Raw genomic sequence first — 11669 nt, forward strand, 5'->3', positions numbered from 1 at the left:
GGGCTGGGCCGGTTCGGCCGCCGGCAGTCCGAAAAGGACCGCCAGGGCCACGGCCCACCGCCGTGCTCTCCGGCCCGGCCACGTGAGGACCCGTCAACCTACGGCCGGGACCGCCGCAGCCGCAGCCCGACCACCACCGCGGCCACGACGACCACGACCGCGCTCAGGATCCACACCCACGCCGGGACGCCCCCGCCGGTGTCGCTCGACGCGGCGGGAGCCGGCGACGCCGTCGTGGCGGGGGCCGCCGCCGCGGACGACGTCGGTGCGGCCGAGCCGGCCGTGGTGGGCGGCGAAGCGGGCGCGGTGAGGGTGAAGTGCACCGCGCCGGTCACCTTGTCACCGTCGTCCGAGACGACCTTGTACGTCAGCGTGTACGCCCCGGCGGGGCCGGCGGGGACCACCGCGGCCGTGATCGTCGCGTCGGTCACCGCCGGCGTCGAGACCGTCCACTTCGCACCGTCCGGACCGGTCACCGAAATCGGGTCCGGCTGCAGCGTCACGGCCTCTTCGAAGGTCAGCTCGACCTTCTTGGGCGCGGCCGCGAGACTCGCGCCCTCGGCCGGCGAGCTCGACTTGAGCGCGGCATGGGCGGACGCGGGTCCGGCGAAAGCCAGCAACCCGGCCAGCGCAAGCAAGGCGGCGGCGAAAAGCCTGGCGATCTTCATGCGGTTTCCTCGATTTCGTGGCGAATAGGACTCTCCGCAGTGCCGACGATGAGCAGCGCCGAGAATACGCAACGGCTCGCTACGGCGCTTCCTCCGGGTAGCCGTCACCTGATCGGCTGATGAGCGCGGACCGGCGCGGAACCACGGCGCTGAGCACTCGGAAACCACGGCACCGGCTGCTTCAGTGCAGCTGCCGCCAGGCTTCGCGGCGCCGTCGCTGGGCGTCCGGGTCGGCGACCGGCGCCGCCGACAGCAGCCGCTGGGTGTACGGGTGCGCCGGCGCGGTCAGGACCTCCTTGGCCGGCCCCTGCTCGACGACGTGCCCGCGGTGCATCACCGCGACCCGGTCGGCCAGTTGCTCGATCACCGCGAGGTCGTGGCTGATGAACAGGCAGGCAAAGCCGAACTCCTGCCGCAGCTCGCGCAGCAGGTCGAGGATCCGGGCCTGGATGGTGACGTCGAGCGCGCTCGTCGGCTCGTCGGCCACCAGCAGGTCCGGGCGCAGCGCCAGGGCCCGCGCGATGCACGCGCGCTGCCGCTGGCCGCCCGACAGCTCGTGCGGATAGCGGGCGGCCAGCGCGGGCGACAGCTGGACGGCTTCGAGCAGGCCCGCGACTCGTCCGTCCACTTCGGATCCGCGGGCCGCGTGGTGCAGCCGCAGCGGGGTCGCGACGCTCTCCCCCACCGTGGTGCGCGGGTTCAGCGAGGACAGCGGGTCCTGGAACACGACGCCGATCCGGCGTCGCAAGGCCTTCGCCGCCCGGCCGCGCACGCGGGTGATGTCCGCGTCCCCGATGCGCACGGCTCCCGTCGTGGGGGCGATCAGCCCGGTGACCGCCCGGGCCACCGTGCTCTTGCCCGAGCCCGACTCCCCGACCAGGCCGAGCACCTCGCCGGGTTCGACGTGCAGGTTCACCCCCGCGGCGGCGTGCACGGCCATCGCGCGGAACCGGCCGCGGTAGGTCACCGACAGGTTCTCCACGCGCAGCAGCGGTGCCTGGGCGGGCACGTCGGGGACCGACGCCGCCGCGGGGTGCCCGGACGCGGCGACGTGCCCCGGCCCCACCGACACCTCCGCGGCCAGCGCGCGTTCGAGCCCGGTCGTCGCCGCGCTGCTGAGCGAGACGACCGAGCCGAGCAGCTGCCGCGTGTAGTCCTCGGCCGGCGCGGTGAAGATCGTCCGGACGTCGCCCTGCTCGACGACTCGGCCGTCGTGCATCACGACCACCCGGTCGGCGAGATCGGCGACCACGCCCATGTCGTGCGTGATCAGCAGGATCGCCGTGCCCAGCCGGGCGCGGAGGTCCCGCAGCAGCTCGAGGATCTCCGCCTGCACGGTGACGTCGAGCGCGGTGGTCGGCTCGTCGGCGATCAGCAGCTTCGGCTCGTTCGCCACCGCCATCGCGATGACGACGCGCTGCAGCTGCCCGCCGGACAGCTCGTGCGGGTACGACCGGAACCGTTCGCGCGGCGCGGGCAGCCCCACCAGGCCGAGCAGCTCGACCGCCCGTTCCCGGGCCGCGGGGGCGGCGAGCGACCGGTGCGTGCGGACGGCTTCGACGAGCTGGTCGCCGATGGTGAACACCGGGTTCAGCGCGCTCATCGGCTCCTGGAACACCATGCCGACCTCGCCGCCGCGGACCGCCCGCAGCTCGGCCGGGGTCATCGCGTAGAGGTCCCGCCCGGCCAGCTCCGCCCGGCCCGTCACGCGAGCCGTGGGCGGGAGCAGGCCGAGCAGGGACATCGCGGTGACCGTCTTGCCGGAGCCGGACTCCCCGACCACCGCGACGACTTCGCCCGCGCGGACCTCGTAACCGACCCCGCGGACGGCTTCGACGTCCCCGAACGAGACCGCGACGTCGTGCAGCCGCAGGAGCCCGGCTCCGGTCACTGGACGATCCCGAACTTGCGGTAGTCGACGTAGGCCGGGAACCGCCCGATCTGCACGTCACCGACCTGCGACCCGTGCAGGAACGAGTTGCGGGTGTAGATGAGCGGCACGACGGGCGAGTCGGCGAGGATCTTCTTGTCCAGCGCCGCCCACTTCTTGCCCGCCTCGGCCGGATCCACCGTCGCCTGTGCCTCCGTGATGAGCCTGTCGACGTCGGGGTTGTGGTAGCGGGACTCGTTGACCCCGCCGTTGCCGATCTCGGTCGACTGGAACAGCGGCTGGATGTTCGCGTTGGCCGACGGGATGTCGGGCTGCCACGAGGTGAGCGTCAGGTCGTAGTCCGAGAGGCCCTTGGTGTCCACTTCGGACGTGTAGGTGTCCTCGTCGAGCGGCTTGATGGTGACCTTGATGTTCGCCCGCGCGAGCGACGCCTGGATTGCCGCGGCCTTCTCCGGGTAGCCGTTTTCGTTGTGGGTGGCCAGAACGAGACCGTCGAGCCCGTTCGGGAAGCCCGCCTCGGCCAGCAGCTGCTTGGCCTTCGCCGGGTCGCCGGACGGCGGTGCCGGGTACAGGTCGTACTGCTCGCGGCCCTGCAGGCCCGGGGTGATGAGCGTGGTGGCGACGTCGCCGGCCAGCTGGGCGCTGCCGGCGCTGGCGACCTGGTACGCGGCCTTGTCGACGGCGTACTGGAACGCCTGGCGCACCTTCGGGTTCGTCAGGTTCCCGCGCTGGGTGTTCAGGGAAAGGTAGGCCAGCGCCCCGGATTCGGACGTCACCAGCCGCGACTTCGCCGACGCGTTGCTCTGGATCTGCGCCAGCTGGGCGGGCGAGGCGAACGACATGCCGAACGCGTTGCGGTCCTTGCCGGTGTCGTCGATCAGCCGCTTGGAGATGACGCTGGTGTCCTGGCCGAGCTCGAAGTCGACGGTGTCCGCGTACGCCTTGCGCGTGGTGTCCTCTTCGCGGCTCCAGTTCGGGTTGCGCACCAGCTTCGCCGCCTTGCCGCGCTCGTAGCTCTGCAGCTGGTACGGCCCGGACGCGACCGGGTGGTCACCGTAGTTCGCCTCGGCCCCCTTGCCCTTCGGCACCGGCGAGAACGCCGGCGTGCTGGCGACCCAGTTGAAGTCGCCGTACGCACGGGCGAGGTGGAAGACGATCGTCTTCGCGTCCGGCGTCTGGATGGTGTCGAGTTCCTTGCCCTCGAACGGGCCCTTGTACGCCAGGCCCGGCGAGAGCAGGTCCTTGTGGTAGGCCAGGCCGCCGGAGAACGCGGGCGCGAACGAGCGCTCCAGGCCCCACTTGACGTCCGCCGAGGTGATGGCGGTGCCGTCGGCGTACTTGAGGCCGTCCTTGAGGGTGAACGTCCACGTCTTGCCGCCGTCACCCGGGCGGCCGGTGTCGGTGGCCAGGTCGGGCACGATCGTGGTGTCCTTGCCCGGGGCGACGTCCCACGACGTCAAGCGGCGGTGGATCAACCCGAGCGTGGTGACGACCAGGTTCGAGCTCTTCGCCGGGTCCCACGTGATCGAGGGCCCGTCGTTGAGCAGGAGGAGGTTCCCGCCCGGCTTGACGGTGCCGCCCGGCCCGGCCGGTGTGTCGTTGGCGCCGCACGCCGTCAGCAGCGTGACTGCGGCCGTCACCCCCGCGACGAGCGAAAGCCAGTGTCCCCGTTTCATCATGTCCCCTTCAGACGAGGCGGGCTCGCGGATCGAGCGCGCCGTAGCAGAGATCGACCAGGAAGTTCAGGACCGTGACGAGCAGGGCCGAGAACAACGTCACGCCGAGCAGGACCGGCAGGTTGAGCGACGCGATCGCGTCGACCAGCAGCCGCCCGACCCCGGCCATGCCGAAGATCCGCTCGGTGATCACCGTCCCGGCCAGCAGCCCGCCGAGGTCGACGCCGAAGACCGTGACGATCGGCAGCAGGACGTTGCGCAGCGCGTGCCGGCCCACGACCTTCCGCTCGGTGAGGCCCTTCGCCCGGGCGGTGCGGATGTAGTCCTCGCCGAGGGTCTCGAGCATCTGCCCGCGGGTGAGCCGCGCGTAGATCGCCGCGTGCAGGAAGGCCAGCACGAACCACGGCAGCACGAGGTGCCACGCCCACTGCGCGGGGTTCTCGGTCAGCGGCACGTACCCGGACTTCGGGACGACGTCGAGCGCGAACGCGAAGATCGTGATGCCGATCATCCCGGCCAGGTAGGCGGGCATGGACACCCCGGCCATCGCGGTGGCCATCGTGATCCGGTCGACGGCGGTTCCGCGCCGCAGCGCCGAAAGCACGCCGAGGCCGACGCCCAGGACGATCCAGATCACCGCCGCGCCGAGCGCGACCGAGAAGCTGACCTCGATCCGGCCGCCGATCTCGCTGAGCACGTCGACGTTGTTCTGGAAGTCCCAGCCGAAGCAGGGTGCGGTGCAGTGGATCGCCGCGACGCCGGTGCCGAACGTGCGGCCGCCGAAGATGCCACCGAGGAAGTCGAAGAACTGCCGGTACCACGGGACGTCGTAGCCCATGAACTCCCGCGCCAGCTGCAGGCCCTCGGGTGAGCACGGCCGGCCGCACGCCATCCGGGCCGGGTCGGCGGGCAGGACGTAGAACACCACGAACGTCACGAAGGCGACGACGAACAGCACCAGCAGCATCCCGGCGAACCGGGTGGCCACGAACCGGGCGGTGCGCATCAGGCCACACTCCCGGAGCGGGGGTCGAGGGTGTCGCGGATCGCGTCGCCGACGACGTTGAACGCCAGCGTGATGAGGAACAGCAGGAGCCCGGGGAAGACCAGGTACATCGGGTCGGTTTCGAAGAAGTCGATGGCGGCGCTGATGGTGCGGCCCCAGCTGGGTGTCGGGGGCAGGACGCCGACGCCGAGGAACGAGAGCGCGGCTTCGTTGCCGATCATCGACGGGATGGACAGGCTGGCCACCACGATGATCGGCGCCCAGAGGTTGGGCAGCAGCTCCTTCGTGAACACGTGCCACGGCCCGCCGCCCATGACCCGCGCCGCGGCGACGAAGTCGCGCTTGGCGAGCGTCAGTGCCTGTGCCCGGACGATCCGGGCCACGCGCGGCCAGCCGAAGAGCCCGAGGACGACGATCAGCGTGACCTGCCGGGGGAAGTCGACCGGCAGGACCGCGCCGAGCGCGATCATGAAGATCAGGTACGGGAAGCCGAGGATGACGTCGGCGGTCCAGGTCACCAGGCGGTCCCACCAGCCGCCGAGGTAGCCGGCGCTGACCCCGAGCAGGACGCCGAGCACGGTGCCCAGCACCGTGGCGCCGAGGCCGACGAGCAGCGACGTCCGCGCGCCGTGCGCGACGAGCGCGAAGAGGTCGACGCCGGTCAGCGGCTCGACCCCGAACCAGTGCGCCCCGCTCACGCCGCCCAGCGCGCCGGCGGGCAACCCGGTCGGGCCGAGCGTGGCGATGTCCGGGACGAGGTCCTGCCCTTCGAGGAGGACGAACAGGTCGGCCCCGGCGGCGAGCAGCACGATGACGACGATCAGGAGCGCACAGACGGACGTCCACCGCCCGGAGCGGACGGCGCGCCACACGGCGGCCGGCAGCGAACGTGCCGCGAGGGCCGGGACACCGGTGGGTGTCGGCGGAGGGTTGACCACAGCACCTTCAAGGTTCGGCCGATCGAGTGACCACCAGGACCTTAAGGAACTTCTCCTGCCGAACCCAGTGATCTGTCCACGATCTCACGATTTGGACGGCAAGTTCCCGCCCGATGTGGTGATTTATGGCTGAGTGCCCGATTTTCTTCCACCACGCGGACACGCCGGCGCGGCCGGACACCAGCACCGCCCCGGCGAGGGATCGACCGGCGTTTCTGGTGCGGCGACGGGGGAAACAGGCCCCGCAACGGACCGTTCCCAGGGCGTGGGCGCGGTTGCGCCCACACGGCGTGGGCACGTCCACTCGGTCCACTCCACTACGCGAAAGGGACCACCATGTCGGTCACCGACGAGCTCCTGGCCAACAACGCCGACTACGCCGCGAACTTCACCGGGCCGCTGCCGCTGCCGCCGTCCAAGCACGTCGCCGTGCTCGCCTGCATGGACGCCCGCCTCAACGTCTACGGCGTCCTCGGTCTCGACGAAGGCGAGGCCCACGTGATCCGCAACGCCGGCGGCGTCGTCACCGAGGACGAAATCCGCTCGCTCGCCATCAGCCAGCGCCTGCTCGGCACCGAGGAGATCATCCTCATCCACCACACCGACTGCGGCATGCTCACCTTCACCGACGACGCCTTCAAGAAGTCCATCCAGGAGGAGGTCGGGGTCAAACCCGCCTGGGCCGCGGAATCCTTCACCGATCTCGACGAGGACGTGCGCCAGTCGATCGCCCGGATCCGGAACAGCCCGTTCATCCCGAAGAAGGAGTCCGTGCGGGGCTTCGTCTTCGACGTCGCCACCGGAAAGCTGAACGAAGTGGGATGACCCGCGGTTTATTCCCGGCGTTCCCCGCTCGTCCCAGCAGTTGGCCGGTCCCGCCCGGGACACGGAATCCGGCGCACACTGCGGACGAGGACCGAAGAGAAGGGAACGCCGGGATGGCAGCAGGAACGGGACCGCGGATCGCCGTCGCACTGGACGGGGCGGGGTGGCACCCCGCCGCCTGGCGGGAACCCGGCGCACGGCCACGCGAGCTGCTCACCGCCGGGTACTGGGCCGATCTGGTCCGCGAGGCCGAGGCGGGCAAGCTGGACTTCGTCACCATCGAAGACTCCCTGGCCCTGCAGACCGCGAACCACCTCGACCGGCCCGGCGAGCGGACCGACCTCGTCCAGGGCCGGCTCGACGCGGTCCTGATCGCCGCCCGCGTCGCCCCGCTCACCTCCCGCATCGGGCTCGTGCCGACCGCGGTCGTCACGCACACCGAGCCGTTCCACCTGTCCAAGGCGATCGCCACGCTCGACTACGTCAGCACCGGCCGGGCCGGGGTCCGGGTGCAGGTGGCCGGGCGCGCCGACGACAACCGGCACTTCGGCCGCCGCGAGTTCGGCGAGTTCCGGCTCGAGGACGCCGCCGAGCCGGACCGGCCCAGCCCGCTGGCCGACCTCTTCGACGAGGCCGCGGACTACGTCGAGGTGCTGCGCCGGCTGTGGGACTCCTGGGAGGACGACGCCGAAATCCGCGACGTCGCCACCGGCCGGTTCGTCGACCGCGAGAAGCTGCACTACATCGACTTCGAAGGCCGCTGGTTCTCCGTCAAGGGCCCGTCGATCACGCCGCGGCCGCCGCAGGGCCAGCCGCCGGTCACCGCGCTGGCCCACGCCGCCGTCCCGTACCGGCTCGCCGCCCGGTCCGCCGACGTCGTCTACGTGACGCCGTCCGACCGCGAGCAGGCCGCCGCGATCGTCGCGGCGGTGCGCGACGAGCAGGAACGAGCCGGGCGCGGTGACGAGACGCTGCACGTCTTCGCCGATGTCGTCGTGTTCCTCGGCGACACGGACCAGGCCGCGGCGGATCGCCGAGCCCGGCTCGACGACCTGTCGGGCGCGGAGTACTCGTCCGACGCACACGTCTTCACCGGCACCCCGGCCGGCCTCGCCGACCTCCTGCTCGACTGGCAGGCCGCCGGGCTCTCCGGCTTCCGGCTGCGGCCGGGCGCGATCCCGCACGACCTGACCGCGATCACCCGCGGCCTGGTCCCCGAACTGCGGTCCCGCGGAGCGTTCCGCACCGAGTACGAGGCGAACACCCTGCGCGGGCTGCTCGGTCTCGCCCGTCCCGCCAACCGCTACGCCGCCGTCTGAGGAGGACCGAGATGACCCGGAAGCAGATCCACCTCGCGGCGCACTTCCCCGGCGTCAACAACACGACCGTGTGGAGCGACCCCGAAGCCGGCAGCCACATCGAGTTCAGCTCCTTCGTCAAGCTCGCGCAGACCGCCGAGCGCGCGAAGTTCGACTTCTTCTTCCTCGCCGAAGGCCTGCGGCTGCGCGAGCAGAACGGGCAGATCTACGACCTCGACGTCGTCGGCCGCCCGGACACCTTCACCGTGCTCGCCGCACTGGCCGCCGTCACCGAGCGGCTCGGCCTGGCCGGCACGATCAACTCGACGTTCAACGAGCCCTTCGAGGTGGCTCGCCAGTTCGCCTCGCTCGACCACCTCTCCGCCGGGCGCGCCGCCTGGAACGTCGTCACGTCGTGGGACGCCTTCACCGGCGAGAACTTCCGCCGCGGCGGCTTCCTCCCCCAGGACCAGCGCTACGAGCGCGCCGAAACGTTCCTGCGGACCGCGTGGGAGCTGTTCGGCTCCTGGCGCGGTGACGAGATCGCCGCCGATGCCGGGACCGGCGTGTTCCTGCGCGACCCCGGCGCGGGCGCCTTCGCCCACCACGACGCGCACTTCGACATCGAAGGCCGGTTCCCGGTGCCGCGCAGCCCCCAGGGCCGCCCGGTGATCATCCAGGCCGGCGACTCCGACGAGGGCCGGGAATTCGCCGCGGCCACCGCCGACGCGATCTTCAGCCGCTACGGCACCCTCGAAGCGGGGCAGGCGTTCTACACCGACGTCAAGGGCCGCCTGGCGAAGTACGGCCGGACGCCGGAGCAGCTGGTGATCCTGCCCGCGGCGACGTTCGTGCTCGGCGACACCGACGCCGACGCCCACGAGCGCGCCCACGTCGTGCGGCGGCAGCAGGTCAGCGGGCAGACCGCGATCAAGTTCCTCGAACAGGTCTGGAACACCGACCTGTCCGGCCACGACCCGGACGGCCCGCTGCCTTCGACCGACCCCGTCGTCAGCGACACCACGATCGCCCCCGGCCGCGCCAGCGTCCGCATGTACCGCGACCCGCTGGCCACCGCCCGGGAATGGCGGCAGCTCGCCGAGGCGAAGAACCTGTCCACCCGCGACCTGATCATCGAGGTCACCGGACGGCAGACGTTCATCGGCTCGCCCGCGACGGTGGCGGCGGCGATCGACGACCTCGTCCAGGCCGACGCGAGCGACGGCTTCATCCTCGTCCCGCACGTCACCCCCGGCGGGCTCGACGAATTCGCCGACACGGTGGTGCCGCTGCTGCAGGAGCGCGGCTCCTTCCGGACCGAATACACCGGCACCACCCTGCGCGACCACCTCGGGATCGAGCTGCCCGAGGGGTGAGCGTCCTTCGGCGAGGGGGTCACCCGACGTCTCGTGGCGGATCGCCGGGCTCCTCGTACCTGATGTGGTGCCGGGCGGCGATGGGATTGATCTTCACCGGATCCAGCTCGCCGTCGGTGAGCACCGACGGACCGGCTTCGAAAAGATCTTCCAGGTAGCACTCCCAGCCGCCGGGCGAGGAGACCTGCAGTACCCGCGGCGGCGGGTCGGACGCGGGGCGCAGCGCGTGCGGCACTCCGTGCGGCAGCAACACGAACGTCCCCGGCGCGGCGGTGAACGCGCGATCGTCGAACTCGACGCCGAGTTCGCCGGCCAAGACGTAGATGCCCTCGTCCGCGACAGCGTGCGTGTGCCGCGGGATGGCCCGGGCCACCGTCGTCTCCAGCAGGGAGAACCGGCCCTCGGTGTCCGCGGTCGACGCCTTCACCGCGAAGGCCGGCGGCAGCGGGACCCGGCCAGGCCGTGCAGCGCCCGGTTCGAGCAGGATGAAACGGTCGTCGGTCATGGGTGTCCTTTGCTGTTCAGTGGAACCGGAGCCCGGTTCCGATGCGTCCTCAGGGTTTGACCGCGCGCGCCACCGCGAGCTGCTGCTGCTTGTGCTCCCGCTCGTGGAGCAGCTCGGTGGTGTGCGGCCGGCTGAGCACGTCCTGCACGGCCCGCTCGACTCCGACCCAGGCCCGGACCCAATCGACGCTTTCCTTGCACCGCACGTCCTGGGTGGCGACGGTGATCTCGTGCGGAGAAGCCCGGCCCGCGGCGAACGCGGGGTCGTCGATCGCGGCTTCCGGCCCGGCGTAGCGGAAACCCGCTGCCGCCATGCACCGCGACCACGCCGCGGCCGCCGCGGTCACCGGCGGTGCGGTCCGGGTGATCTCGTGGCTGCGGCCGCTCAGTGCGAAGCTCACCGGTTCCTGGCCGGGCTTCGCGTCGGGGGCGAGTGTCCGGTCCGCCTCGCCCGCGCACCCCCCGGCAGGCACGGCGCGCCCGCCGATCTGGCCGGTGTGCCTGCCGGTGATCACCGAAACGACGTCCGGCGGCGGCTGACGCGCGGTGGTGCGGGCGCCGTGGGCGGCGAAGACCGCCGGGTCACGGTAACCGTAGGCCGCGGCCTCGCCCGCGTCGACGAGACCGTACCGCCGTGGTTTCGCCGCGTCCCGCACGGGATCGACCGCGGGGAAGGTGAACGCGAGCCCGTGCTCGGCGAGACAGTGCTCCATCAAGGTGTTGCGCGCCTTGACGACCTCCAGTTCTTCGACCGGTGTCAGCAGTGACCGGTCCAGCGGGAGGTCGAGGCCGTGCACCGCCGACAGATCGGCGGGCACCTTCCCCAGCGCGGCGTCGAGCTCGGCCGCGTCGGAGCCGGACGGGGCACCGGGTGCCGTCGAGCAGCCGGCGAGCACGGCCATCGTCACGGCGGCGGTGACGAACCCCGCGGCGCGGCGGGGCCGGCGTTCGGATGTGACCATGGCTGGGCCTCCGAGGGGCGATCGGGGTCGCGCCACGTCGGCGCGACCCCGCTCTGTCCGGCTAGAACTGATCGCGGTTGGCGCAGTCGGAGTAGGTGCCGAAGCTCGCCGGCCACTTGAAGCTGGCGTTCTGGTTCTTCATGGTCGCGTTGAAGTTGCCCGAGGCGTAGGCGCCGAACGTCTGCGACGCGATGCTGCCGTTGCAGCCGCTGTTGTAGTAGACCGTGGCGTAGTAGTCCCAGTTGTTGACGGCCGAGGCGGCGTTGTTCTTCACCTGGACGCCGCGGCCGTTGGTGCCGCCCTCGGTGAACTTCTCGTTGTCGAGGTTGCCGTCGGAATTCAGGTAGTCGGCGCGGGCGCCGGCGAAGTTGCTGTTGAAGTAGAAGCAGAAGTAGGCGGAATCGCATCCGTGGATCACCGATGCCGGCTGGGCCGGGGCTGCGTCGGCAGCCGGGGCCGCGCCGGCCAGCAGGGTGGTGGCGGCGGCGACGCCGATCGCCATTCTCCGGACCTTGGACAGCATGT

At 71.5% G+C, this 11669-nt stretch carries 11 protein-coding genes; 3 read left to right on the forward strand and 8 right to left on the reverse strand.

Features of this window, described 5'->3' with window-relative positions; all coding sequences use genetic code 11:
- Positions 1-98: 98 nt before the first annotated feature.
- The 5 genes from AB0F15_RS26190 to AB0F15_RS26210 form a co-directional block, all read right to left on the reverse strand.
- On the reverse strand, positions 99-668 hold the full coding sequence (locus AB0F15_RS26190; RefSeq protein ID WP_360275361.1) for a copper resistance CopC family protein: 570 nt from the start codon (positions 666-668) through the stop codon (positions 99-101).
- Positions 669-849: 181 nt separating this feature from the next.
- Positions 850-2559 (reverse strand): ABC transporter ATP-binding protein, encoded by a 1710-nt coding sequence (locus tag AB0F15_RS26195; protein ID WP_360275364.1) that lies wholly within the window; start codon positions 2557-2559, stop codon positions 850-852.
- The gene (locus AB0F15_RS26200) at positions 2556-4235 is read right to left on the reverse strand and encodes an ABC transporter substrate-binding protein (RefSeq protein WP_360275367.1); all 1680 of its coding nucleotides are present in this window, start codon (positions 4233-4235) and stop codon (positions 2556-2558) included. The genes AB0F15_RS26195 and AB0F15_RS26200 overlap by 4 nt, the downstream gene beginning before the upstream one ends.
- A gap of 10 nt (positions 4236-4245) precedes the next feature.
- Positions 4246-5241 carry an ABC transporter permease gene (locus tag AB0F15_RS26205; RefSeq protein WP_360275370.1) on the reverse strand — a complete coding sequence of 332 codons (996 nt, stop codon included), beginning with the start codon at positions 5239-5241 and terminating at the stop codon, positions 4246-4248.
- Positions 5241-6179, reverse strand: a complete 939-nt coding sequence (locus AB0F15_RS26210) for an ABC transporter permease (protein ID WP_360275373.1) — start codon at positions 6177-6179, stop codon at positions 5241-5243. Before AB0F15_RS26210 ends, AB0F15_RS26205 begins: the two co-directional genes overlap by 1 nt.
- Positions 6180-6515: 336 nt before the next feature.
- Here AB0F15_RS26210 and AB0F15_RS26215 point away from each other — a divergent pair, with 336 nt between their 5' ends.
- The 3 genes from AB0F15_RS26215 (at position 6516) to AB0F15_RS26225 (ending at position 9678) form a co-directional block, all read left to right on the forward strand.
- Complete coding sequence (locus tag AB0F15_RS26215; RefSeq protein ID WP_360275376.1) at positions 6516-7004, forward strand: carbonic anhydrase; 489 nt, start codon at positions 6516-6518, stop codon at positions 7002-7004.
- Positions 7005-7117: 113 nt separating this feature from the next.
- On the forward strand, positions 7118-8323 hold the full coding sequence (locus AB0F15_RS26220) for an LLM class flavin-dependent oxidoreductase (RefSeq protein WP_360275379.1): 1206 nt from the start codon (positions 7118-7120) through the stop codon (positions 8321-8323).
- A gap of 11 nt (positions 8324-8334) precedes the next feature.
- Positions 8335-9678, forward strand: a complete 1344-nt coding sequence (locus tag AB0F15_RS26225; protein WP_360275382.1) for an NtaA/DmoA family FMN-dependent monooxygenase — start codon at positions 8335-8337, stop codon at positions 9676-9678.
- A 19-nt stretch (positions 9679-9697) separates the two neighbouring features.
- Here the strand turns inward: AB0F15_RS26225 and AB0F15_RS26230 are convergent, their stop codons facing one another.
- The 3 genes from AB0F15_RS26230 to AB0F15_RS26240 form a co-directional block, all read right to left on the reverse strand.
- Complete coding sequence (locus tag AB0F15_RS26230; RefSeq protein WP_360275385.1) at positions 9698-10183, reverse strand: cupin domain-containing protein; 486 nt, start codon at positions 10181-10183, stop codon at positions 9698-9700.
- A gap of 49 nt (positions 10184-10232) precedes the next feature.
- A complete protein-coding gene (locus AB0F15_RS26235) occupies positions 10233-11144 on the reverse strand; it encodes a hypothetical protein (protein WP_360275388.1) in 912 nt (303 codons plus the stop codon).
- Between the two features lie 61 nt (positions 11145-11205).
- Positions 11206-11667 (reverse strand): peptidase inhibitor family I36 protein, encoded by a 462-nt coding sequence (locus AB0F15_RS26240; RefSeq protein ID WP_360275390.1) that lies wholly within the window; start codon positions 11665-11667, stop codon positions 11206-11208.
- Positions 11668-11669 lie beyond the last annotated feature (2 nt).

It is taken from the genome of Amycolatopsis sp. NPDC026612, from assembly GCF_040638285.1.
Lineage (GTDB): Bacteria > Actinomycetota > Actinomycetes > Mycobacteriales > Pseudonocardiaceae > Amycolatopsis.

Excerpts from the sequence above, each read along its gene's own strand:
- AB0F15_RS26230 (WP_360275385.1), bottom strand. The coding sequence starts at position 10,183 with ATGACCGACGACCGTTTCATCCTGCTCGAACCGGGCGCTGCACGGCCT.
- AB0F15_RS26220 (WP_360275379.1), top strand. The coding sequence starts at position 7,118 with ATGGCAGCAGGAACGGGACCGCGGATCGCCGTCGCACTGGACGGGGCG.
- AB0F15_RS26235 (WP_360275388.1), bottom strand. The coding sequence starts at position 11,144 with ATGGTCACATCCGAACGCCGGCCCCGCCGCGCCGCGGGGTTCGTCACC.
- AB0F15_RS26190 (WP_360275361.1), bottom strand. The coding sequence starts at position 668 with ATGAAGATCGCCAGGCTTTTCGCCGCCGCCTTGCTTGCGCTGGCCGGG.
- AB0F15_RS26215 (WP_360275376.1), top strand. The coding sequence starts at position 6,516 with ATGTCGGTCACCGACGAGCTCCTGGCCAACAACGCCGACTACGCCGCG.
- AB0F15_RS26225 (WP_360275382.1), top strand. The coding sequence starts at position 8,335 with ATGACCCGGAAGCAGATCCACCTCGCGGCGCACTTCCCCGGCGTCAAC.
- AB0F15_RS26240 (WP_360275390.1), bottom strand. The coding sequence starts at position 11,667 with ATGCTGTCCAAGGTCCGGAGAATGGCGATCGGCGTCGCCGCCGCCACC.
- AB0F15_RS26205 (WP_360275370.1), bottom strand. The coding sequence starts at position 5,241 with ATGCGCACCGCCCGGTTCGTGGCCACCCGGTTCGCCGGGATGCTGCTG.
- AB0F15_RS26200 (WP_360275367.1), bottom strand. The coding sequence starts at position 4,235 with ATGAAACGGGGACACTGGCTTTCGCTCGTCGCGGGGGTGACGGCCGCA.